The sequence below is a fragment of the Enterobacter sp. S-33 genome (assembly GCF_028735835.1).
GTDB classification, from domain to species: domain Bacteria; phylum Pseudomonadota; class Gammaproteobacteria; order Enterobacterales; family Enterobacteriaceae; genus Enterobacter; species Enterobacter vonholyi.
On the sequence record NZ_CP117838.1, the window covers coordinates 4,138,943 to 4,162,158 of the forward strand.

Annotated in this window: 21 protein-coding genes; 13 read left to right on the top strand and 8 right to left on the bottom strand. The window is 55.5% G+C overall.

Annotated features, from left to right (window positions below; translation table 11 throughout):
• Positions 1–27: 27 nt before the first annotated feature.
• The 8 genes from tldD to csrD form a co-directional block, all read right to left on the bottom strand.
• Positions 28–1,473: a metalloprotease TldD gene (gene tldD, locus PUP35_RS19650; protein WP_127732430.1), complete on the bottom strand. Its 1,446-nt coding sequence runs from the start codon at positions 1,471–1,473 to the stop codon at positions 28–30.
• Between the two features lie 84 nt (positions 1,474–1,557).
• On the bottom strand, positions 1,558–5,361 hold the full coding sequence (yhdP, locus tag PUP35_RS19655) for an AsmA2 domain-containing protein YhdP (RefSeq protein WP_136195025.1): 3,804 nt from the start codon (positions 5,359–5,361) through the stop codon (positions 1,558–1,560).
• A 40-nt stretch (positions 5,362–5,401) separates the two neighbouring features.
• On the bottom strand, positions 5,402–6,871 hold the full coding sequence (gene rng, locus PUP35_RS19660) for a ribonuclease G (protein WP_111964993.1): 1,470 nt from the start codon (positions 6,869–6,871) through the stop codon (positions 5,402–5,404).
• Complete coding sequence (locus PUP35_RS19665) at positions 6,861–7,454, bottom strand: Maf family protein (RefSeq protein ID WP_271369468.1); 594 nt, start codon at positions 7,452–7,454, stop codon at positions 6,861–6,863. Before PUP35_RS19665 ends, rng begins: the two co-directional genes overlap by 11 nt.
• Before the next feature lie 9 nt (positions 7,455–7,463).
• Complete coding sequence (gene mreD, locus PUP35_RS19670; protein WP_023309399.1) at positions 7,464–7,952, bottom strand: rod shape-determining protein MreD; 489 nt, start codon at positions 7,950–7,952, stop codon at positions 7,464–7,466.
• Positions 7,952–8,968 (bottom strand): rod shape-determining protein MreC, encoded by a 1,017-nt coding sequence (gene mreC / locus PUP35_RS19675; protein ID WP_274241001.1) that lies wholly within the window; start codon positions 8,966–8,968, stop codon positions 7,952–7,954. Before mreC ends, mreD begins: the two co-directional genes overlap by 1 nt.
• Positions 8,969–9,030: 62 nt before the next feature.
• The gene (gene mreB, locus PUP35_RS19680) at positions 9,031–10,074 is read right to left on the bottom strand and encodes a rod shape-determining protein MreB (protein WP_000913396.1); all 1,044 of its coding nucleotides are present in this window, start codon (positions 10,072–10,074) and stop codon (positions 9,031–9,033) included.
• Between the two features lie 282 nt (positions 10,075–10,356).
• Complete coding sequence (gene csrD, locus PUP35_RS19685; protein ID WP_274241002.1) at positions 10,357–12,297, bottom strand: RNase E specificity factor CsrD; 1,941 nt, start codon at positions 12,295–12,297, stop codon at positions 10,357–10,359.
• Positions 12,298–12,480: 183 nt separating this feature from the next.
• Here csrD and acuI point away from each other — a divergent pair, with 183 nt between their 5' ends.
• From acuI to PUP35_RS19750, 13 genes are all read left to right on the top strand, one after another.
• Positions 12,481–13,455: an acrylyl-CoA reductase (NADPH) gene (gene acuI / locus PUP35_RS19690; protein ID WP_115876371.1), complete on the top strand. Its 975-nt coding sequence runs from the start codon at positions 12,481–12,483 to the stop codon at positions 13,453–13,455.
• Between the two features lie 77 nt (positions 13,456–13,532).
• A complete protein-coding gene (gene msrP, locus PUP35_RS19695; protein ID WP_143345594.1) occupies positions 13,533–14,534 on the top strand; it encodes a protein-methionine-sulfoxide reductase catalytic subunit MsrP in 1,002 nt (333 codons plus the stop codon).
• The gene (msrQ, locus tag PUP35_RS19700) at positions 14,535–15,134 is read left to right on the top strand and encodes a protein-methionine-sulfoxide reductase heme-binding subunit MsrQ (RefSeq protein WP_274241005.1); all 600 of its coding nucleotides are present in this window, start codon (positions 14,535–14,537) and stop codon (positions 15,132–15,134) included.
• Between the two features lie 234 nt (positions 15,135–15,368).
• On the top strand, positions 15,369–15,821 hold the full coding sequence (gene aroQ, locus PUP35_RS19705; protein ID WP_023309405.1) for a type II 3-dehydroquinate dehydratase: 453 nt from the start codon (positions 15,369–15,371) through the stop codon (positions 15,819–15,821).
• A gap of 21 nt (positions 15,822–15,842) precedes the next feature.
• Entirely contained in the window at positions 15,843–16,304 is a 462-nt protein-coding gene (gene accB, locus PUP35_RS19710) for an acetyl-CoA carboxylase biotin carboxyl carrier protein (RefSeq protein ID WP_010436174.1), read from the top strand.
• 10 nt (positions 16,305–16,314) lie between these two features.
• Entirely contained in the window at positions 16,315–17,664 is a 1,350-nt protein-coding gene (gene accC / locus PUP35_RS19715; RefSeq protein WP_003860388.1) for an acetyl-CoA carboxylase biotin carboxylase subunit, read from the top strand.
• 108 nt (positions 17,665–17,772) lie between these two features.
• A complete protein-coding gene (locus PUP35_RS19720) occupies positions 17,773–18,015 on the top strand; it encodes a YhdT family protein (RefSeq protein ID WP_006178860.1) in 243 nt (80 codons plus the stop codon).
• Positions 18,005–19,456: a sodium/pantothenate symporter gene (gene panF / locus PUP35_RS19725; protein WP_274243320.1), complete on the top strand. Its 1,452-nt coding sequence runs from the start codon at positions 18,005–18,007 to the stop codon at positions 19,454–19,456. Before PUP35_RS19720 ends, panF begins: the two co-directional genes overlap by 11 nt.
• Positions 19,457–19,467: 11 nt before the next feature.
• Complete coding sequence (gene prmA / locus PUP35_RS19730; RefSeq protein ID WP_008502859.1) at positions 19,468–20,349, top strand: 50S ribosomal protein L11 methyltransferase; 882 nt, start codon at positions 19,468–19,470, stop codon at positions 20,347–20,349.
• Positions 20,350–20,477: 128 nt separating this feature from the next.
• Positions 20,478–21,218, top strand: coding sequence for a carbonic anhydrase (locus tag PUP35_RS19735; RefSeq protein WP_274243322.1), 741 nt, complete (start codon positions 20,478–20,480; stop codon positions 21,216–21,218).
• A 330-nt stretch (positions 21,219–21,548) separates the two neighbouring features.
• Entirely contained in the window at positions 21,549–22,514 is a 966-nt protein-coding gene (gene dusB / locus PUP35_RS19740; protein ID WP_023309409.1) for a tRNA dihydrouridine synthase DusB, read from the top strand.
• A gap of 23 nt (positions 22,515–22,537) precedes the next feature.
• Positions 22,538–22,834, top strand: coding sequence for a DNA-binding transcriptional regulator Fis (gene fis, locus PUP35_RS19745; RefSeq protein ID WP_000462905.1), 297 nt, complete (start codon positions 22,538–22,540; stop codon positions 22,832–22,834).
• Between the two features lie 178 nt (positions 22,835–23,012).
• Positions 23,013–23,177: a DUF2556 family protein gene (locus PUP35_RS19750; RefSeq protein WP_008502862.1), complete on the top strand. Its 165-nt coding sequence runs from the start codon at positions 23,013–23,015 to the stop codon at positions 23,175–23,177.
• Positions 23,178–23,216 lie beyond the last annotated feature (39 nt).

Sequence of the window (23,216 nt, forward strand, 5' to 3'; positions counted from 1 at the left end):
GGGAGAGGGTTAGAGTGACGGGAAAACTTACGCCGTGCCGCCCACCGTCAGGTTGTCCACTTTCAGCGTTGGCTGGCCCACGCCAACCGGCAGGCTCTGGCCCTCTTTACCGCAGACGCCCACGCCGTTATCCAGCTTCAGATCGTTACCGACCATCGAGATCTGCTGCATGGCTTCAATACCGGAGCCAATCAGCGTCGCACCTTTCACCGCTTTGGTCACTTTGCCCTTCTCGATCAGGTACGCTTCTGAAGTAGAGAAGACAAACTTACCGGAGGTGATGTCCACCTGGCCGCCGCCAAAGTTTGGCGCAAAGATACCGTAATCAACGGATTCGATAATCTCCTGCGGCGTGGATTTACCCGGCAGCATATACGTGTTGGTCATGCGCGGCATCGGCAGGTGCGCGTAAGATTCGCGACGTCCGTTGCCCGTCGGCGCGACGCCCATCAGGCGCGCGTTGAGTTTGTCCTGCATGTAGCCTTTCAGCACGCCATTTTCGATCAGCACGTTGTACTGGCCGGGCGTACCTTCATCGTCGATAGCCACCGAGCCGCGACGATCGCGTATCGTGCCGTCATCCACCACGGTGCACAGTTCAGAGGAGACAAGCTGCCCGATCTGACCGCTGAACACCGACGTCCCGCGACGATTAAAGTCGCCTTCCAGCCCGTGGCCTACCGCCTCGTGTAGCAGCACGCCCGGCCAGCCAGCACCCAGCACCACCGGGAATGAGCCCGCCGGCGCCGCGACGGCATTCAGATTCACCAGCGCCATGCGCACGGCTTCTTTTGCCCACGCGTCAGCGCGCGCTTCACCGTCAACGTCGCCCAGGAACCAGTCATAGCCGAAACGACCGCCGCCACCGCTTGAGCCGCGCTCGCGTTTGCCATCGTCGTCGACCTGCACGCTGATGGAGAGACGTACCAGCGGGCGAACGTCTGCCGCCAGAGTGCCGTCCGTTGCCGCCACCAGAATCAGTTCATACACACCGCTCAGGCTGGCTGAAACTTCCTGCACGCGTTTATCCGCCGCGCGGGCGACTTTGTCCACGCGACGCAGGATATCCAGCTTCTCTTCACGGCTCATGCTCTGCAGAGGATCGATGCTGGTATAGAGCGCAGAGTGCTGCACTTCTCCAAGGGTTTTCACGCGACCATCGCCAGTATCACGCACAATGGTACGCGCGGCCTGCGCGCTCTGCTCAAGTGCAGCCAGGCTAATCTGATCGGCATAGGCAAAACCGGTTTTCTCGCCGCTAACGGCGCGGACGCCGACGCCCTGGTCGATGTTGTAAGAGCCATCTTTAATGATGCTGTCTTCTAAAACCCAGGATTCGTGATAGCTCGACTGGAAATAAAGGTCGCCGTAGTCGAGACGGCGTTCGGTCAGTTGACCAAGAATGGAGAACAGGTCCTGATGATTCAGGCCGTTCGCTGCGAGCAAATGTTCACTTACCAGGTTCAGACTCATCGTATTGCTACTCGTTCGTTGCCGCCCGTGGCGGTATAAAGATCGTATTTATTGAGAGTGAGGCAATTACCTGCCCACGTCAAATCATTGCTGTGCATCTTTGCGCGGCTGGCGCAGCACCTCGTTAATCTGCGGTTTATCGACCGGACCGGTAATGCGGTAGCGCAGAATGGAGACCTTGCTCCACAGCGGCCCCAGCACTTTGCTGGCGGCAAACACCGCCGCACCGACAATCGGGTTCACCACAAAGGCCGCCGCAACGCCCACGCTCGCGGAAATTTCCGGTGCCACCACGGCTTCCATATCCAGTTCGCGGCGCACGAGGTTGACCGAGCCTTTCATGGCGATATCCGCTTCCAGGCCATCCACCAGCGTATCGTCCGTATGCAAAACGCCGTCCTTAATCCATGCCGTACTGCGGATGGAATCGTAGTAGAAACCTTCGCTGAACGTATCGCTGAAATCGAAGCGCAGCTTGCGCAGCAGCGCATCAAAACTCAGCAGGCGCAGGATCTGCCCGGCGCGCCCCGTGCTCACGTCGGCTATCTCACCTTTACCAAAGCGGGTTTTCAGAATGCCGTTCAGCGAGGCCTCATCGGGCTTCCACGGGGCGTCGCGCCAGTGAAGATCGTAATTAACATCAAATGACGAACCGCGCAGCGGCGTGCTGATACCAAAGAAATTGGCTGCCGCATCCAGCTTGTTGCCTTTGATGTCGCCCTTGAGGGACGTTCGCTGCTCGCCCGGGTTATTCACCCACTCCCCTGCGGCCGTCATGCGGCCAAAGCCGGTATCAACCAGGCCACCGGAGAGCGTAAGCGTGTTGGCCTGAATAGTGAAATCACCGTCAATACGGCCATATTTCTGCCCCCACAGCCAGCACTCAGCGCAGCGCAGCTGGAGATCGGGCCAGCCGCTAAAATCGACGCGGGAGGCATTACTCAGCGGAGACGCTTCCGCCGGTTTATCTTTCCCGCTCGTGGCGCTTGCCGGGTTGTAGTAGAGATAGCGAATCGCCGCCTGCCATGGCGCGTGATTGCGCATGGTCAAAGTACCGTTGATCTCTCTGCCCTGGGCCTCTACCTTCGTGCCGTTAGCGCCAGGCTGCGAGACGATGCTCAGGTTGTTCCACTGCTGCCCGCCCAGCATCAGCGAAGGCGTACGTACGGTAATGGTTTGCGGGAACTGGGCGGTTTCATCAACGTTTTGCCCAACGCCTTTCTGGAACAGCGCCAGCCACTCTGCACCGTCCATCGGTGGGAGATTCAGCTCAACGCCCGTCTGCTCCGGCAGCGGCGGCGTGGAGCGGCTATCCGTTGTCCAGATGGCTTTGTCGAGAGTGAGCTTGCGGTTAAGCAGCCAGCGGCTGTTGAAGTGGTTTGTCCCGCCCGCGCTGCCGGTCAGCGCGAAGCTGTTCAGGTTGCCATCGACGTTCAGCTTTACCGGCAGCGGCTGTCCGGCCTGTTTATCCAGCGGCGCAGGCAGCTGGCTTCGAATATTCTTCAGGTCACCCGTGATGTCGACCTTGTACTGGGCGCCCGCGTGATAAGGCAGGTCGATTGCCACTTTACCCTGCCAGGCGACCGCGCCATCCACCGAGGCCTCAATTGGCTTCGGCAGGACGTCCATACGCGCTGGCTGCCAGTTACCGTCCAGATTGACGGCCACCTGATACGCCTTTTCACCCTCTGTGGTCGTGAAGTCGATATTCACGGGCTGATTAAACCAGCTGGCAGTAAGCGGCTCGCTCTTCAGGTTACCGTTTTCAAAGCTGAACTGCCCGCTGAGATTTTTCAGCGTGCTCTCAAGGGGTTTGATGAACAGGCTGTTGTTTTTCAGGCGGACATCACCTTTGGCGGTGGTCATCTCTCCGTCCAGCGGGATATCAAGATGTAAGCGAGCATTCACATCGCCATCAAGCTGGAGCTGCTGAAGCGTCGCGGCCAGCGACTCTTTCAGCGGCGTCTCCTCAAAGTACGGTCCCACCGCCTTGCCGGGACCGTTGATCTCGGCATCAATCAGCAGCTTCTCTTTGGAGTAATCCGGGATGTTGGCCGTCAGGTTGCTGGCCGTCACGCCGCCCAGCGCCACGCTGTCGGACTTCATCCAGAGTCCGTCATTGAGGAAATTAAGTTCGATATCCAGGTTTTTCAGCGCGGGCCAGCCCGGCTGGAACGCGAAGGTTGCGTCATGCAGCGGGACCAGAACCTGGAACTGACCTTCATTGTGTTTGTACGGGAACAGATGGGGATTACCGCCGTAGACCAGCGTGGCATTATCCGCCTGACCGCCCTGAATCGCGCCGCTGAGATAGTCTACCAGCGCTTTCCCCATCAGGTTTTCCGGGAAATAGCGCCAGGCCTGGGAGCCATCATCGGTACTGATCCCGGCCAGAATCCCCAGCCATGGCTCATCGCCTTCAGGCTGCAGATAGCGGAAATCGCCGCGCGCGTGCACCGCTTTCGCTTTGACGTCGATATGCCGACCATCGAGCTGGAAACCCTTATCGTTACGGAGCCAGTTAAGCACTGCGTTGCCCTGTTCGATTTCCAGCGGCGCGCGGAAGACCGTCTCGTAAGGCATTTTGGCGTCGTGCATATCAACCGTCAGCCTGCCGTTCTCCACGCTGCCTTCCAGCTTGCCGCTAAAGTGCTCCGCACCCGGCAGCAGCTTCCACTGCTTCCAGGCAAGATCTTTCCAAGTTGCCTGGAAGCGGGTTTTTTCCGTCGCCTGAAGCGGAATATCCAGCGCCAGAGAATCAATCTTTCCGCTCGGCTGCGTAGCCAGCCAGATCTCGCCCAGGTCAGGAGAGAGCTTAGCCGCCATCGATCGCAGCCCTTCAATGGCGGCCAAATCCAGGTTGCTGGCGCGGATGCGCAGCTCGTCGCTGCGTTTACTGGCCGTGCCGCCAACGTCCTGCTCCGGCATCCAGGCCAGCGTCAGCGCACCGCGCGGCCACGGCTTGCCGTCCATCGTGATGCGCGTATCGGGAATGGCAAACTGCCAGCCCTCTTTCTCCTGCGTCACGTGCGCGGTGAGGTTATCGACGGAAAGCTGATGCTGTTGTTTTTCGCCTTTCCAGCTCGCGCCCCCCTGCTTGAGCCAGATATCACCGCTGGCAAATTCGCCTTTCGTCAGGGTCAACCAGCCCTCAAGGCTGAAGCGGGCCGTTTCCAGCTGCATGTTTTGCTGGAGCCAGTCGCCCAGCCACGGCTTGACGTCCACATCGTCGGCCTGCAGCCAGACTTTGCCGTTATTTAACAGGCCGTCATCGTCGCGCAGATCCATACGCACCTGCATCACGCCGTGCTGGCCGTTCAGGCTCGAGAGATTGACCTGCCCCTCGGCGCGGTGCCGATCCTTACCGTTAAGCCAGGTAAGCTGCGGGATCGCCAGCTCGGCGCGCTGCCCGGAAAGGGTAATAAAGCTCACTTCGCTGTCGCGCAGATCAAAATGATCGAACTGGCGGAGGAAAAGATCGCTGAAGCGGTTAGCTTCAAGACCCTGACCGCTATCGCCGCCAGACAGCGGCGTATTGGTCAGAAACTGGAGCTGATAAAAGGTGAGATCGCGAAACTGCCAGCGCAGATGCAGCAGGCTTTGCCAGACGTCCAGCGCCAGGGTCACGCGTTTGATTTTCAGGTAGCCGCCATCTTTCAGGCTGGCGTTGATATCCCGGACATCAAGCGTCGGGCCAAAATTCTGCCAGTTAGCGCTAACCTGGCTTACGTTCACCGGCACGCCGGTGGTGGATTCGATTTTCGCCAGCAGCTGCGGACGCCAGCTGTCCAGATGCGGTAAAACGAGGCGTAGCCCGCTCACGAGCAACGCGACAATCACGACCAGCGTTGCCCCTGTAAGCAATAAAATCCCCGGCAATCGCCTCACGCATCTCTCCTTGTCAGCTTCGTCACGCAGCGTACTGCGCTTACATCATCACGACGTCAAACTGCTCCTGGTTATAGAGCGGTTCAATTTGTACTTTTACCTGTTTGCCGACAAAGATTTCCACTTCCGCCAGCGCGTGTGACTCTTCGCCTTTCAGCGCTTCAGCCACCGCAGGGGAAGCATAGACCAGAAAACGATCGGAGTCGTAGGCATGATGAACACGGACGATTTCACGCATAATTTCGTAGCAGACGGTCTCAACCGTCTTTACCGTTCCGCGTCCATGGCAGGTTGGGCATTCATTGCACAGCACATGCTCCACGCTCTCGCGGGTACGCTTACGCGTCATTTCCACCAGCCCCAGCTGCGAGAAGCCGTTAATGCTGGTTTTCACGCGGTCTTTACTCAGGGCCTGCTCAAGCGAGTGCAGCACGCGGCGACGGTGGTCTTCATTGCTCATATCGATGAAGTCGATGATGATAATACCGCCCAGATTGCGCAGACGAAGCTGGCGCGCAATTGCCTGCGTGGCTTCGATATTGGTGTTGAAGATGGTGTCATCCAGGTTGCGATGGCCGACAAAAGCGCCGGTGTTGATATCGACGGTAGTCATCGCTTCAGTCTGATCGATGATCAGATAGCCGCCTGACTTCAGCTCGACCTTACGCTCCAGGGCACGCTGGATCTCGTTTTCGACATCATAGAGATCGAAGATCGGCTGACGCCCGGTGTAGTGCTCCAGCAGGCCAGGCATCTCAGGGATATATTCGGCGGTAAACTCGAGCAGGGCCTCGTACGTCAGACGAGAGTCCACGCGAATGCGGTCGAGCTGCGCGTCGGCAAAATCACGCAGAACGCGCTGCGCCAGCGCCAGCTCACCATAGAGCTGATAGCGGGTCTGGTTACGTTTTTTACGCTCCATCACTTTTGTCCAGACGCGCTTCAGGTAAGCCGCATCCGACGCCAGGTCCTCCTCGCTGATCCCTTCCGCGGCGGTACGGATGATAAATCCGCCCTGTTCATCGCAGTAGGCGCTGACCACTTTCTTCAGACGCTCGCGCTCGGTTTCACTCTCAATACGCTGCGAAACGCCCACGTGCGACGCGCCGGGCATAAAGACCAGATAGCGGGAAGGTAAGGTGATGTCGGTGGTCAGACGGGCGCCTTTGGTGCCGAGGGGATCTTTCACCACCTGCACCATCAGATCCTGTCCCTGACGCACCAGTTCAGAAATGTCGCGTACGGCAAACTGCTTTTGCTCTTCGCCCGCGACGCACTCGGTGTGCGGCATGATATCGGAGGCATGTAAAAATGCCGCCTTATCGAGTCCAATATCTACAAAAGCCGCCTGCATACCCGGTAGTACACGACTGACACGACCTTTGTAGATATTGCCTACTATTCCGCGCCGCGCTTCACGCTCAATATGAATTTCCTGAAGAATGCCACCATCGATATAGGCCACACGGGTTTCCGAGGGCGTTACGTTTACCAACAATTCAGCCGTCATAATTATCCCTTCCCTCACGCAGTGAGTTAAAATTGCTCAGCAACTCATACGTTTCCACCAGCGGTAAGCCGACTACGGCGTGATAGCTGCCATGAATCTTCCTGACAAAACAGCCACCCAGCCCCTGAATACCGTATGCACCTGCTTTATCCATTGGTTCACCGCTGGCAATATAAGCGGCAATGTCGTCGTCGGTAAGTACTCTGAAGGTCACTTCCGTCACCACCAGGCAGTCCAGCACGTGCTGGCTGTCAGCCAGCGCGACGGCCGTCATCACCTGATGCGTTTGTCCGGACAGCTTGCGCAGCATGCGCGCTGCATGATCGGCGTCGTGCGGTTTCTCCAGCACTTCACCGTTCAGGATAACGATGGTATCTGCCCCCAGCACGGGAAGATCGCGTGGCACACTGGCCACGCCCGCCTGCGCTTTCTCCCGCGCCAGACGTAACACGTACTGTTGAGCGCTTTCGCCCTCAGCACGTTTTTCTTCAATGCCGGTCACGATGCGTTCAAAAGATACCCCTAGCTGCGTCAGGAGTTCCTGACGGCGCGGGGAGCCGGAAGCGAGATACAAAGACGTCATAGAAACCTTTTATTGCACAGCAAACTGCTGGCGAACCTTACGCATCAGCAGGAATAACCAAGGCCAGAGCACACCGTTTACTACACTACTCCAGAACACTTCCGGTCGGAAAGAGACGTTGATCACTAAAAACTCTGCCCAGAAAACAACGATATCCGCAGCGAGCGACAATAGCATCACCACCAGGGCCTGTTGCCAGAGCGCAAGGTTACGAAAGAGCTGGAATTTGAGTGCGACGAGGTACGCAATAATGCTCATGGACAAGGCGCGCACGCCAAGCGTAGAGCCGCTAATGAGATCCAGTATGGCACCCATCACGAAACCCGTGCCGACATTTACGCGATGCGGCAGGGCAAGGATCCAGTAGAGTAAAATGAGCAATACCCAGTTTGGCCGGAAAACGAGAATGTCATCCGGCCAGGGCATAACCTGCAGTAACAGTGCAATAAGAAACGAGAGCCAGATGACCCAGCGTCCCTGGCTACGATAGCTTGCCACTACTGCCCTCCCGAAGAGAGTTTAGGCGGTGGCGGCGCATCCGGCAGCGGGTGCGTTAACCCGGTTGCCGGCGCCGGGACTGGCGCAGGCGGCCCCATGGAATCCGCAGGCGGAAGAACCTGCGGCATCATCTGCATCAGGCGCTCGTTTGCTACGCGATGGACCTCTTCAGGCGTCATCGGGTTAGCCCCGTTACGATCGGCACCCCACAGCAGCAGCAGATAGCGCAGACGCTGCAAACCAGCAGTTGGACGCGCCTGAATCACGGTATAGGCACGCTGGGTATCCAGCTTGACCGAAGAGACCACCGCAACCGGATAACCTTCAGGGAAGCGTCCACCCAGACCAGACGTCACCAGCACGTCGCCTACGCGGATATCCGTGTTAGCCGGCAGGTGTTCCAGCTGCAGGTCGTCCGTACAGCCGTTACCGGCCGCGATCACGCGGATGTCGTTGCGCAGGACCTGGATCGGCAGCGCATGCGTGGCGTCGCAAATCAGCAGCACGCGGCTGGTCAGTTTAGCCACGGCAACAACCTGGCCTACTACGCCTTTATCGCTGATAACTGGCTGGCCTTCATACACCCCGTTCACGCTGCCTTTGTCGATCACAACCTGATCGCTATAGGGGTCGTTCACGGTGGAGATCACCTGCGTGACCATTTTCTGCTCATCCTGACGCAGCGGCGAGCCGAGCAGTTCACGCAGGCGCGCGTTTTCCTGCTTGTATTGCCCCAGCATCAGCAGTTCGCTGTTTTTCAGCAACAGTTCCTGACGTAATGCCCGGTTTTCGAGTTCGAGTTGGTCACGCGAAGACAGCGTTTGAGAAACGGAGTCGAGCAGTTCACGGGGACCATTTGAAACAAAGTAGAAAGGACTGACGGCGGTATCCATGTACGTTCTGATCTGGCTGAACGTACCGAGGCGGCTATCGGCAATAATGACCCCAAGCGCAACCAGAACCGCCAGAATGAGGCGAAACTGTAGCGATGGGCCACGGCTAAAAATTGGCTTCATAGGCTATGCGTATTCTCGCGTCAGAGAGAAAGGGTAGCAAATTGCTACCCTCTCAAACTCGACTACTCTTCGCTGAACAAATCGCCGCCGTGCATGTCGATCATTTCCAGCGCCTTGCCACCACCACGGGCGACGCAAGTCAGTGGATCTTCTGCAACTACGACAGGAATACCTGTCTCTTCCATTAACAGGCGGTCGAGGTTACGCAGCAGCGCACCACCACCGGTCAGAACCATACCGCGCTCGGAGATATCGGACGCCAGCTCTGGTGGACACTGTTCCAGCGCGACCATTACCGCGCTCACGATGCCCGTCAGTGGTTCCTGCAGTGCTTCCAGAATTTCGTTGGAGTTCAGGGTGAAACCGCGTGGAACACCCTCAGCCAGGTTACGGCCACGTACTTCGATCTCACGCACTTCATCGCCCGGATACGCAGAGCCGATTTCATGTTTGATACGCTCTGCGGTGGCTTCACCGATCAGAGAGCCGTAGTTACGGCGCACATAATTAATGATGGCTTCGTCGAAGCGGTCACCACCGATACGTACGGAAGAGGAGTACACCACGCCGTTCAGAGAGATAACGGCCACTTCAGTGGTACCACCACCGATATCCACCACCATGGAACCGGTCGCTTCAGACACAGGCAGACCTGCACCGATTGCCGCCGCCATTGGCTCTTCAATCAGGAACACTTCACGCGCACCTGCCCCCTGGGCAGATTCACGGATTGCGCGACGTTCTACCTGGGTTGCGCCAACCGGCACACACACCAGAACACGCGGGCTTGGACGCATGAAGCTGTTGCTGTGAACCTGCTTGATGAAGTGCTGAAGCATTTTTTCAGTCACGAAGAAGTCGGCGATAACACCGTCTTTCATTGGGCGGATAGCGGCAATGTTGCCTGGGGTACGACCCAGCATCTGCTTCGCGTCATGACCCACTGCGGCCACGCTTTTTGGCGAGCCTGCACGATCCTGACGAATGGCCACAACGGAAGGCTCATTCAATACGATGCCTTGTCCTTTTACATAAATAAGGGTATTCGCGGTACCCAGGTCAATGGACAGGTCATTGGAAAACATGCCACGAAATTTTTTCAACATACTAAGGGATAATCCTGAAAGCTGGGGCGGAAAACAAAATCCGCTTACTTTACCAACCACACGCAGCAGCGACAAGGCGCAAAAATCATCTGCAACGGTGAAAATTTATGCAGTACGTTTCCTGATGTTACAAAATCATCCCCTGACTCCTTCAGGGCTGAGTAAACAGTTGCGTTCCCCACTGACGTTTGTAACCCATTAAAGGTCGTTCACTGGCTTTTTGCTCGACATACTCAAAGCTACAGGCGCGATATTCTACGTGAAAACAGCGTAAACGGCAGGTCAAACAGAGTATCTTTGCAAATATTTTTTCACGTTGGTGTCAAGCGGTTGAGAGGCAGCAAAAAAATCCCCCTGACCACCCATCACGCCGCGCGCTGTTAACATCTGCCATTCGCTTCTGGAGCGCACGCCCGTGGCAAACACTTGTGTTCGCGTTCCCTTGCATGCTTCTACCAGACTCTGTACCAGAAGCTGGTTTTCCGTACGCTTCTCGATATTCCTTACCAGCCCCGGATGTAGCTTTAATAACTCCACATCCAGTTCCTTGATCCAGTTGGTACTGACCAGCGTTAAACCAGCCTGCGTCACCGCTACACGCGCACCGAGCGCATTGATCAAACGTACCACCGGACGTAACCGGCTGATGTGTTGACCTACATCGGCCTCAGCAAGTTCAAAAATAATGTGTTTGCGCTGTGATTTTTCGCATTGCATTAATGTATCACGTAGCCAGCGCTGAAAACGTGGGCGTATTAACGACTCAACGGTGACCTGTAACGCCAGGTTTTCTTCAGGCCAGAAGGATAAAAACGGAATCAGCCGGGTAATTTGCTGGCGGTCATACTCTTCGGACAGCCCAAATTGCAGCACCATCGGCAGATATTCCGCCGAAATGACCTCTTCGGTACCGTCAAAAATACGACACATCAGTTCTCGGTGATGAACATTGCCGTTTTTCATCACCGCGGGTTTTTGATAAATACGCGGTCCGCCGCGGCTAAGCATTTGCTCAATCATCGTTCGCCAGCGCACGTTGCCGCGCCCTTTTTCCGGCAGCGAGTCATCATACACCGCCCATCCGTTCGCCCCCTGCAAGACAGCGTTGCGGGTAGCGGCTTCAGCATGTTCCATTACCTGTTCTGTCGATTGTCCGCCACGCCAGGCGCAGATCCCCATATGGACCATATCGTCCCTGTCGAGCATTTTGCTCTGCGGCAGCGCATCCACCGCCTTCAGCAGCTGGCTGGCGATGCTTTCCGACTCCTTCAGCGTACGGTGCGGCAGTAACACGGCAAAGTCACTGCGGTGATAGCGGGCCAGTAATGCGCCCGGGTAGCGCATAATAAAGGTGGAGAGCAGGTTGATTAGCGTAAAGAGATTTTCTTCCGCGGCCCGCTGCCCCCATGTGTCGCGCAGGAGATCGAAATCGGGCAGGCGAATCATCATCACTACCCCATGTGTCCCCACTTTTTCTGAATCGTCGAGCAGCGTGGCCAGCTGATTATCAAAGAAAAGACGGTTGTTAAGGCCAGTTTTATTATCCTGCGCTGCATAAGAGCGGATCAGCGTATCCATACGGCTGCGCTGGTCGCTGGCAAACTGGACTTCGGAGAGCAAGGTATCCAGCGCGCTGCTGGCGCGTGAAGGCCATTCATGAACCGAGCCGCGCACCTGCGGGCCGCGTTCACCGTTCAGGATACGTACGGAGCGCATCTCCAGCAGCTCCTGGCCGGAGAGCTGGCGGCGCAGCCAGCGGACCGCGAGAAAGATCAGCAGGACGATAAACGCCACCGCGACGGTGAGCGGCGCGGTGGTCATCATGGATCGGAAATAGCTGGCCATCGGATCGAGATAGACCATGCGTATGGTCATCCCCGGATTTTTGAGGGAATGCACCGTCACTTCCCGATACTGGCTCACCACGCCCGCAGGCCGATAGCTCCCCGGCCGTTCATGGCTTAAAACACGATGCTTTCCCTGCTGAATGTCGATCTGAACAATGTCAACAGGTACCATCAACTCATCAAGCTCACTGGTGAGCGTTGGTAGCGGCGTCGTTAGCAGACGCGTATCAATCACCGACGCGACAGACTGTACCCGGTTGACCAGTTTGTCCTGAATGGCGTTGTAAAAGCTCAGAGAGCAACCCAGAAGGGTGACAAAAATGGTAAGACCCGTCAGCAAGGTGATAAAAGCTGAGAACTTCGTCGTTAATCGCATCCTTGAGATTACTCCGTGGGTTGATGGGGGTAGCGAGTAAGCGCTAACTTGCATTTCAAATGCGGCATACTACCAAATCGGGTGTATCTGGCAATTTATTGCGTTAAATCGGCACTGCGTTTCCCTGAGCGAGTATAGTCTTCAGAAATTATTTTCCAATCATATGAGTTGAGAGGACCCCGTATGCAGGCTTTGATCTTAGAACAGCAGGACGGCAAAACGCTTGCCTCAGTGCAGCCGGTAGAAGAGAGCCGCCTGCCGGAAGGCGAAGTAACCGTCGACATCGACTGGTCCAGTTTAAATTATAAAGATGCGCTGGCTATTACCGGTAAGGGTAAAATCATCCGAAATTTCCCTATGGTGCCTGGTATTGATTTCGCGGGCCGGGTTCATACCAGCGAGGATCCGCGCTTCCATCCGGGCCAGCAGGTGCTGCTCACCGGTTGGGGTGTGGGTGAAAATCACTGGGGTGGGCTGGCCACGCAGGCGCGCGTGAAGGGCGACTGGCTGGTGCCGATGCCGAAAGGCATGGATGGCCGCAAGGCGATGATCGTCGGTACGGCAGGCTTTACCGCCATGCTGTGCGTGATGGCGCTGGAAGATGCGGGTATCCGCCCTGAGTCGGGTGACATTGTCGTCACCGGCGCCAGCGGCGGCGTGGGCAGCACGGCTGTCACGCTGCTCCACAAGCTGGGCTATCAGGTCGCTGCGGTTTCCGGCCGTGAAAGCACCCATGACTATCTGCGCCAGCTCGGTGCAAACCGCATTCTCAGCCGTGACGAATTCGCTGAAACCCGTCCGCTGGAAAAACAGGTCTGGGCAGGGGCTGTGGATACCGTAGGTGATAAGGTGCTGGCCAAAATCCTGGCGCAGATGAACTACGGCGGCTGCGTGGCAGCCTGCGGTCTGGCGGGCGGATTTGCCCTGCCAACTACCGTTATGCCGTTTATTCTGCGTAACGTCCGCCTGCAGGGCGTGGATTCCGTGATGACACCTGCGGCTCGTCGCCATGAAGCCTGGGAACGGCTGGTGCGCGATCTGCCGGAATCTTTCTATACCCAGAGCGCGACGGAGATAAACCTGAGCCAGGCGCCGGAATACGCCTCTAAGATCATGGATAACCAGTTCCACGGTCGCGCGCTGGTGAAAATCGCCTAATCTTCAAATTTTCGTGACATATTCGCGCGAATCACTCTCCTCCGTCATGCTTAGGAAAACGCATGACGGAGGATGCCATGAAAAACCGAAAACTGACGGAAGCCGACGTAACGTCTGAGTCTGTCTTTATGCTACAGCGCCGCCAGATCCTGAAAATGCTTGGCATCAGCGCCACCGCGCTCTCGCTCTCGCCTTCGGCTCACGCCGACCTGCTCGACTGGTTTAAAGGCAACGATCGGCCAAAGGCTCCTTCCGGCGCCCCGCTCACCTTTACGAAACCGGCTGAATGGCAAAACAAACTGACGCTTACGCCGGAAGATAAAGTCACCGGCTACAACAACTTCTACGAATTTGGTCTCGACAAGGCCGATCCTGCCGCCAACGCGGGAAGCCTCAAAACCGATCCGTGGACGCTGAAGATTGATGGCGAAGTGGCGAAACCCCTGACGCTGGACCACCACGATCTCACCACCCGTTTCCCGCTCGAAGAGCGTATCTATCGCATGCGCTGCGTGGAAGCCTGGTCGATGGTAGTGCCCTGGGTCGGCTTCCCGCTGCATAAATTGCTGGCGATGGTTGAGCCCACCAGCAATGCAAAATATGTCGCCTTCCAGACGCGGTATGCGCCGGACGAGATGCCCGGGCAGAAAGATCGGTTTATCGGCGGCGGGCTTGATTATCCGTATGTGGAAGGGTTACGTCTCGATGAAGCTATGCACCCCCTCACCCTGCTGACCGTCGGCGTGTACGGTAAGGCGCTTCCGCCGCAGAACGGTGCCCCCATCCGTTTGACCGTACCGTGGAAATATGGCTTCAAAGGGATTAAATCTATCGTCAGCATCAAGCTTACCCGTGAACGTCCACCTACCACGTGGAATCTGGCGGCCCCGGACGAATACGGTTTCTTCGCCAACGTGAACCCGCAGGTGGATCATCCACGCTGGTCGCAAGCGACCGAGCGGTTTATTGGTTCCGGCGGTGCGCTGGACGTGAAGCGCCAGCCGACGCTGCTGTTTAACGGTTATGCGGATGAAGTGGCCTCGCTTTATCGTGGTCTCAACTTACGGGAGAACTTCTGAGTGCGTTTAACGGCAAAACAGATTACCTGGCTGAAAGTGCTTCTGCACCTGGCCGGGGTACTTCCTTTTATATGGCTGTTCTGGGCCGCCAGCCAGGGGCTCTTTAGCGCAGACCCGGCCAAGGATATCCAGCATTTTACCGGTCGGATGGCTCTGAAATTTTTGCTGGCCACCTTGCTCGTCTCGCCGCTGGCGCGCTACGCTAAACAGCCCTTATTGATACGCACCCGTCGGCTGTTAGGACTATGGTGTTTTGCCTGGGCAACGCTGCACCTTACCAGCTATGCCCTGCTGGAACTGGGAATTAACAATCTTGCGCTGCTTGGCCGCGAACTGGTGACACGCCCTTATCTGACCCTGGGCATCGTGAGCTGGGTGATTTTACTGGCGTTAGCGCTGACCTCCACGCAATATGCACAGCGAAAACTGGGCAGGCGCTGGCAGCTGCTGCACAACTTCGTCTATCTTGTCGCGATCCTCGCTCCCCTTCATTACCTGTGGTCGGTGAAGATCCTCTCCCCGCAGCCGGTCCTGTACGCACTGGCCGCCGTGGCGCTTTTAGCATGGCGTTATAAGAAGTTCCGCCAGTGGTTGCGATAGTTCGCGAAACTGTGCGTTTTCCCGCAGATTACCCGTCAACCGCAAATCTTTTTCGGATAGCGGTTGATAATCTTCCCTGATAAGACCAGTATTTAGCTGCTAAATGCTACGAAATCGTTATAATGTGCGACCTTGGTTCGCCTGACAGCGGTTTTAAGCCTCTGAAAAGGTGACATTTGCGTTTCGAAGGTATATTTTGTTTTTTACCCGAAAATCGCAGGAGATAGCGGCATAATGACTGATAAGTTCCATATCTTAGTTTTGAACGGACCGAACCTGAACATGCTCGGCACCCGTGAGCCAGAGAAGTACGGCACGCTGACATTGAGTGAAATTGTTAACCGTCTTGGAACGGAGGCAGCGTCGCTGAATGTGGATTTGGATCATTTTCAGTCGAATGCGGAGTACGCACTCATCGACCGTATTCATCAGGCTAAAGACAATGTGGACTATATCCTGATCAATCCGGCCGCGTTTACGCACACCAGTGTTGCTATCCGCGACGCACTTCTCGCGGTGAGTATCCCGTTTATCGAGATCCACCTGAGTAATGTGCACGCCCGAGAGCCGTTCCGCCACCATTCGTATCTGTCGGATATCGCTGCTGGCGTTATCTGTGGACTGGGCGCAGACGGCTATTCATACGCTTTACAGACAGCGGTAAAACGCTTGTCACAATCACACTAAACAAGAGTACGGAACCCACTCATGGATATTCGTAAGATTAAAAAACTGATCGAGCTGGTTGAAGAATCAGGCATCTCCGAACTGGAAATTTCTGAAGGCGAAGAGTCTGTACGCATCAGCCGTGCAGCCCCAGCCGCTAGCTTCCCGGTAATGCAGCAGGCTTATGCTGCGCCAGTGCAGCAGCCTGCGCTCTCCGCAGCCGTTGCACCAGCAGCTGAAGCCGCACCTGCCGCTGCAGCAGAAATCAGTGGTCACATCGTACGTTCCCCAATGGTTGGTACTTTCTACCGCACCCCGAGCCCTGACGCGAAGGCGTTCATCGAAGTGGGTCAGAAAGTCAACGTCGGCGATACCCTGTGCATCGTAGAAGCGATGAAAATGATGAACCAGATCGAAGCAGACAAATCAGGTACTGTGAAAGCGATTCTGGTCGAAAGTGGTCAGCCGGTTGAATTTGACGAGCCGCTGGTCGTCATCGAGTAACGAGGCGTACATGCTGGATAAAATTGTTATCGCCAACCGCGGCGAGATCGCACTGCGTATTCTTCGTGCCTGTAAAGAACTGGGCATCAAGACCGTCGCTGTGCACTCAAGCGCGGATCGCGATTTAAAACACGTATTGCTGGCGGATGAGACGGTCTGTATTGGCCCGGCTCCGTCCGTAAAAAGCTATCTAAACATCCCGGCTATCATCAGCGCCGCTGAAATCACCGGCGCGGTGGCAATTCATCCGGGTTATGGCTTCCTCTCTGAGAACGCCAACTTTGCTGAGCAGGTTGAACGCTCTGGCTTCATCTTCATCGGCCCGAAAGCCGACACCATCCGCCTGATGGGCGACAAAGTGTCTGCAATCACCGCGATGAAAAAAGCCGGTGTTCCAACCGTACCAGGCTCTGACGGCCCTCTGACCGACGACATGGATGCTAACCGTGCTCATGCTAAACGCATTGGCTATCCGGTTATCATCAAGGCGTCCGGCGGCGGCGGCGGTCGCGGTATGCGCGTTGTGCGTAGCGATGCTGAACTGGCGCAGTCCATCTCCATGACCAAAGCAGAAGCGAAAGCCGCTTTCAGCAATGACATGGTGTACATGGAAAAATACCTGGAAAACCCACGCCACATCGAAATTCAGGTGCTGGCTGACGGTCAGGGCAACGCAATCTATCTGGCAGAACGTGACTGCTCTATGCAGCGTCGTCACCAGAAAGTGGTCGAAGAAGCACCAGCGCCGGGCATTACCCCGGAACTGCGTCGCTACATCGGCGAGCGTTGCGCTAAAGCGTGTGTCGATATCGGCTATCGTGGAGCGGGTACCTTTGAGTTCCTGTTCGAGAACGGCGAGTTCTATTTCATCGAAATGAACACCCGTATTCAGGTTGAGCACCCGGTTACCGAAATGATCACCGGCGTTGACCTGATCAAAGAGCAGCTGCGTATCGCTGCAGGCCAGCCGCTGTCCATCAAGCAGGAAGAAGTTGTGGTGAAAGGCCATGCGGTAGAATGCCGTATCAACGCCGAAGACCCGAACACCTTCCTGCCAAGCCCGGGCAAAATCACGCGTTTCCACGCGCCGGGTGGCTTTGGCGTGCGCTGGGAGTCTCATATCTACGCCGGTTACACCGTACCGCCGTACTATGACTCAATGATCGGCAAGCTCATCTGCTACGGCGAAAATCGTGACGTGGCGATTGCCCGCATGAAGAATGCCCTGCAGGAGCTGATCATCGACGGTATCAAAACCAACGTTGATCTGCAGATGCGCATCATGAGCGACGAGCACTTCCAGAATGGTGGAACTAACATCCACTATCTGGAGAAAAAACTCGGTCTGAACGAGAAGTAAGAGACCTGTGTTGCTAAAAGGCCGGATTATCCGGCCTTTTTTATTTCTGGGGCCTGGAAAGGCTCATCATGTACAATCCCCGCTTTCTTCATCCACAAGGGACAATAAATGGACAAACGTTTTGTTCAGGCCCATAAAGAAGCGCGCTGGGCGCTGTGGCTGACCCTTCTCTATCTCGCAGCATGGTTGGTAACTGCTTACTTACCTGACTCCGCTATTGGCATCACCGGCCTGCCGCACTGGTTCGAAATGGCGTGCCTGCTGGTACCGCTGGTCTTCATCCTGCTGTGCTGGGCAATGGTGAAATTCATCTATCGCGATATCCCGCTGGAGGACGATGATGCAGCTTGAAGTCATTCTGCCGCTTATCGCTTACTTGTTAGTGGTGTTTGGTTTATCCGTTTACGCCATGCGTAAAAGAACGACGGGCACCTTCCTGAACGAGTATTTTCTTGGTAGCCGTTCGATGGGCGGCGTCGTGCTGGCCATGACGCTGACCGCGACCTACATCAGTGCCAGTTCGTTTATCGGCGGACCCGGAGCAGCCTATAAATATGGGTTAGGCTGGGTGCTTCTGGCGATGATCCAGCTTCCAGCCGTCTGGCTCTCACTGGGCATACTGGGCAAAAAATTTGCCATTCTGGCGCGCCGTTATAATGCCGTGACGCTCAATGATATGCTGTTTGCCCGCTATCAGAGCCGTTTACTGGTGTGGCTGGCCAGCTTAAGCCTGCTGGTGGCCTTTATTGGCGCAATGACGGTGCAGTTTATCGGCGGGGCACGTCTGCTGGAAACGGCGGCCGGGATCCCCTACGAGACAGGCTTGATCATCTTCGGAGTCAGCATTGCGCTGTATACCGCGTTCGGCGGATTCCGCGCCAGCGTGCTGAACGATACGATGCAGGGATTGGTGATGCTTGTTGGCACCATTGTTCTGCTGGTGGGCATTGTGCATGCTGCTGGTGGCCTGAGCCACGCAGTCGAAACACTGGAAACCATCGACCCGAAACTGGTCTCTCCGCAGGGCGCAGATGACATCCTTTCGCCAACCTTTATGACCTCGTTCTGGGTGTTGGTGTGCTTTGGAGTAATTGGCCTGCCGCATACCGCCGTGCGCTGTATCTCTTACAAAGACAGCAAAGCCGTGCACAGAGGTATCATTATCGGCACTATCGTGGTTGCGATCCTGATGTTTGGTATGCACCTGGCGGGCGCGTTAGGTCGGGCAGTTATTCCTGACCTTACCGTACCCGATCTGGTTATCCCAACCCTGATGGTTAAAGTGCTGCCGCCATTTGCCGCCGGGATCTTCCTCGCAGCCCCGATGGCCGCCATTATGTCGACAATCAACGCTCAGCTGCTGCAAAGTTCCGCTACGATCATTAAAGATCTCTATCTGAACCTGCGTCCTGAGCAGGCAGAGAATGAACGGCGCCTGAAGCGCATGTCGGCCATTATTACTCTGGCGTTAGGGGCATTGCTGCTGTTAGCCGCATGGCGCCCGCCTGAGATGATCATCTGGCTGAACCTGCTGGCGTTTGGTGGGCTTGAAGCGGTATTCCTGTGGCCGCTGGTGTTAGGGCTCTACTGGGAGCGTGCAAACGCTGCGGGCGCGCTGAGCGGCATGATTGTCGGCGGTGTGCTGTACGCCGTCCTTGCAACGTTTAAGATTCAGTACCTGGGCTTCCATCCGATTGTGCCTTCGTTACTGCTGAGTTTACTGGCGTTTGTGGTGGGAAACCGTTTCGGTCAGCCCCTCCCACAGCCCGCTATGATTTCTACTGATAAATAAAGAGTTTTGCCATGCCGTGGATCCAACTAAAACTGAACACAACCGGCGCTAACGCCGAGGAACTGAGCGATGCGCTGATGGAGGCCGGTTCGGTCTCTATCACCTTCCAGGACACGCATGACACGCCGGTCTTTGAGCCGTTGCCGGGCGAAACCCGCCTGTGGGGTGATACCGACGTTATTGGCCTGTTTGATGCCGAAACCGACATGAAAGAGGTTGTCGCGATTCTGGAGAATCATCCTCTGCTGGGTGCGGGTTTTGCCCATAAAATCGAACAGCTGGAAGATAAAGACTGGGAACGCGAGTGGATGGATAACTTCCACCCGATGCAGTTCGGCAAACGCCTGTGGATCTGCCCGAGCTGGCGCGAGGTTCCTGATGAAAACGCGGTTAACGTCATGCTCGATCCGGGCCTGGCGTTTGGTACCGGCACTCACCCAACCACGTCCCTGTGCCTGCAGTGGCTGGATGGTCTGGATCTGGACGGTAAGACAGTGATCGACTTCGGCTGTGGATCCGGGATCCTCGCGATTGCTGCCCTGAAGCTGGGCGCGGCAAAAGCTATCGGGATCGATATCGATCCGCAGGCCATTCAGGCCAGCCGCGATAACGCCGAGCGTAATGGCGTTTCCGATCGACTGGAGCTGTATTTACCGGATGCGCAGCCAGAAGCGATGAAAGCCGACGTGGTGGTCGCAAACATTCTGGCGGGCCCACTGCGCGAGCTGGCCCCGCTAATCAGCGTGCTGCCCGTTGAGGGCGGTCTGCTGGGGCTTTCCGGTATCCTGGCAAGCCAGGCCGACAGCGTATGTGAAGCCTACGCCGATCTCTTTGCCCTCGATCCGGTCGTGGAAAAAGAAGAGTGGTGCCGCATCACCGGCCGTAAAAAATAAGAATCTGGCGTGGTCATCTGACCACGCCTTTCTCCCTTTGATAATCCTCTCTCCCCCGGTCATTCTTCGGTAAAATAACCACACAAATCACGTTGGTTTGTATTACAAAAATTCACCGGAAGAATATGATGAAACACATTACAGGCAAGGCAGCGCTGCTGGCGCTGAGCATGATCTCGGCTTCAGCATTTGCATCACACTGGAACTACGAAGGGGAAGGTTCACCGGAACACTGGGGCGAGCTGGACGAGGCCTACAAGACCTGTCAAAGCGGGATGAACCAGTCTCCGATTAATATTGATTCCACCGCTAACGCCCATCTTTCCCCGCTGCAAACCCACTACGTTGATGGCCCTGTTACACTGACAAACAATGGCCATACCATTCAGGCTGGTGAACAGGCTGACACCCGCGATACCCTTACTCTTGATAAGCAAACCTGGACGTTACAACAGTTCCATTTTCACGCGCCGAGCGAAAATACCGTGCATGGCAAAAGGTACGCGATGGAAATGCATCTGGTTCATAAAAATGCCGGCGGGGAACTGACGGTGGTGGCGGTCATGTTTGATAAAGGGGCCACAAACTCGGAGCTTGAAAAACTGTGGCGCGTTATGCCTCAGCAGGCCGAGCAGAACGTCTCCATCAAACAGGATCTCAACCTGAACAAACTGCTGCCGAAAGATAAAACGTACTGGCGCTTTAGCGGTTCACTGACCACCCCGCCGTGTTCAGAAGGCGTCACCTGGATTGTGCTCAAGCAACCCTTGACGGTTTCTGCAGAACAACTTGCCAGATTCACCGGGACAATGCATCACGATAATAACCGTCCGGTACAGTCTCTGCATGGGCGTGTTGTGGTCGAATAACGCCCATCCAGAGGCTAAAGATCATGTTCTAAAATGCGACGCAGATCGCAAAGAAGACGGGAAATCTGCTGCTAAAAACAGCAGATTATCCCGCTCAGGTAAGCCCTTTATTCAGAAATGATGAGAAGTTACGGGAAATTGTAAGCGCCCATAAAATAGTCATTCTCGCATAACACAATGATTTAAATAGTGAATAATTCTTAACGGAAAGATTGAGCGGCGATTCCTTGATCTACAACAGTGGATTGTTCAAAGTTTGGCCTTTCATCTCGTGCAAAAAATGCGTAATATACGCCGCCTTGCAGTCACAGTATGGTCATTTCTTAACTCATGCGCATCGGACACCACCAGCTTAGAAATCGCCTGATCGCAGCCCCAATGGCAGGTATTACAGACCGGCCGTTCAGGACGCTGTGCTATGAGATGGGAGCCGGTTTAACCGTATCCGAGATGATGTCGTCTAACCCGCAGGTTTGGGAAAGCGATAAATCCCGCCTTCGGATGGTGCACGTTGATGAACCAGGTATTCGCACCGTGCAAATTGCCGGAAGCGTGCCTGAAGAGATGGCAGATGCCGCGCGAATTAACGTGGAAAGTGGTGCCCAAATTATTGATATCAATATGGGGTGCCCGGCCAAAAAGGTGAATCGCAAGCTTGCAGGTTCAGCCCTTCTGCAATACCCCGACCAGGTGAAAGCTATCCTGACGGCGGTTGTCAGCGCGGTGGACGTTCCTGTTACGTTGAAGATTCGCACGGGTTGGTCGCCGGAACACCGTAACTGTGTAGAGATTGCCCAACTGGCCGAAGACTGTGGCATTCAGGCCCTGACCATTCATGGACGCACTCGCGCCTGTTTGTTCAACGGCGAAGCTGAATACGACAGCATTCGGGCAGTTAAGCAGAAAGTTTCCATTCCGATTATCGCGAATGGCGACATAACTGACCCGCTTAAAGCCAGGGCTGTACTCGACTATACGGGAGCTGATGCTCTGATGATAGGACGTGCAGCTCAGGGAAGACCCTGGATCTTCCGGGAAATCCAGCATTATCTGGACACTGGGGAGCTGCTTGCCCCGCTGCCTCTGGCAGAAGTTAAGCGCTTGCTTTGTTCGCATGTTCGGGAACTGCATGACCACTACGGTCAGGCAAAAGGGTACCGAATTGCGCGTAAACACGTCTCCTGGTATCTCCAGGAGCACGCTCCAGATGACCAGTTTCGGCGCACATTCAACGCCATAGAGGATGCCAGCGTACAGCTGGAGGCGTTGGAGGCATACTTCGAAAATCTTGCGTAATGAAATAAAGAGCTGACAGAACTATGTTCGAACAACGCGTAAATTCTGACGTACTGACCGTTTCTACCGTTAACTCTCAGGACCAGGTAACTCAAAAACCCCTGCGTGACTCGGTTAAACAGGCACTGAAGAACTATTTTGCTCAACTGAATGGTCAGGATGTTAATGACCTGTATGAGCTGGTACTGGCTGAAGTTGAACAGCCACTGTTGGACATGGTGATGCAATACACCCGCGGTAACCAAACCCGCGCTGCGCTGATGATGGGTATCAACCGTGGTACTCTGCGTAAGAAACTGAAAAAATACGGCATGAACTGATACTAATCAGTTGAATGCTTGTTTAAAAAGGCGCTCTTCGGCATGGGGAAGCGCCTTTTTTATTCCCCTGCTTCAGTCCGTCAACGCTTTGTAAACCTTCACTTATCCCGCTTTAAAACCGCAGATTTTGGTGTATATTTCCCCCACCTTACTGGCGCTCTTCTCGCGGAATGACACAATGATTCGTAAATACTGGTGGCTGGTTGTCTTTGCAATCTCCGTTCTCATTTTCGATGCACTCCTGATGCAGTGGATTGAACTGATGAGCACCGAAACCGATAAGTGTCGCAATATGAACTCCGTGAATCCCCTTAAACTCGTGAACTGCTCAGAGCTCGACTAAGCGCCCGATTGCGCAAATCACCTGTTATTACCCACTAAA

Bases quoted from the DNA above. Each gene is read 5' to 3' on its own strand.
- panF (WP_274243320.1), top strand. From the start codon at position 18,005: ATGCAGCTTGAAGTCATTCTGCCGCTTATCGCTTACTTGTTAGTGGTG.
- PUP35_RS19735 (WP_274243322.1), top strand. From the start codon at position 20,478: ATGAAACACATTACAGGCAAGGCAGCGCTGCTGGCGCTGAGCATGATC.
- PUP35_RS19750 (WP_008502862.1), top strand. From the start codon at position 23,013: ATGATTCGTAAATACTGGTGGCTGGTTGTCTTTGCAATCTCCGTTCTC.
- msrP (WP_143345594.1), top strand. From the start codon at position 13,533: ATGAAAAACCGAAAACTGACGGAAGCCGACGTAACGTCTGAGTCTGTC.
- tldD (WP_127732430.1), bottom strand. From the start codon at position 1,473: ATGAGTCTGAACCTGGTAAGTGAACATTTGCTCGCAGCGAACGGCCTG.
- fis (WP_000462905.1), top strand. From the start codon at position 22,538: ATGTTCGAACAACGCGTAAATTCTGACGTACTGACCGTTTCTACCGTT.
- csrD (WP_274241002.1), bottom strand. From the start codon at position 12,297: ATGCGATTAACGACGAAGTTCTCAGCTTTTATCACCTTGCTGACGGGT.
- aroQ (WP_023309405.1), top strand. From the start codon at position 15,369: ATGACTGATAAGTTCCATATCTTAGTTTTGAACGGACCGAACCTGAAC.
- PUP35_RS19665 (WP_271369468.1), bottom strand. From the start codon at position 7,454: ATGACGTCTTTGTATCTCGCTTCCGGCTCCCCGCGCCGTCAGGAACTC.
- prmA (WP_008502859.1), top strand. From the start codon at position 19,468: ATGCCGTGGATCCAACTAAAACTGAACACAACCGGCGCTAACGCCGAG.
- accC (WP_003860388.1), top strand. From the start codon at position 16,315: ATGCTGGATAAAATTGTTATCGCCAACCGCGGCGAGATCGCACTGCGT.
- mreC (WP_274241001.1), bottom strand. From the start codon at position 8,968: ATGAAGCCAATTTTTAGCCGTGGCCCATCGCTACAGTTTCGCCTCATT.
- dusB (WP_023309409.1), top strand. From the start codon at position 21,549: ATGCGCATCGGACACCACCAGCTTAGAAATCGCCTGATCGCAGCCCCA.
- acuI (WP_115876371.1), top strand. From the start codon at position 12,481: ATGCAGGCTTTGATCTTAGAACAGCAGGACGGCAAAACGCTTGCCTCA.
- mreB (WP_000913396.1), bottom strand. From the start codon at position 10,074: ATGTTGAAAAAATTTCGTGGCATGTTTTCCAATGACCTGTCCATTGAC.
- accB (WP_010436174.1), top strand. From the start codon at position 15,843: ATGGATATTCGTAAGATTAAAAAACTGATCGAGCTGGTTGAAGAATCA.
- rng (WP_111964993.1), bottom strand. From the start codon at position 6,871: ATGACGGCTGAATTGTTGGTAAACGTAACGCCCTCGGAAACCCGTGTG.
- PUP35_RS19720 (WP_006178860.1), top strand. From the start codon at position 17,773: ATGGACAAACGTTTTGTTCAGGCCCATAAAGAAGCGCGCTGGGCGCTG.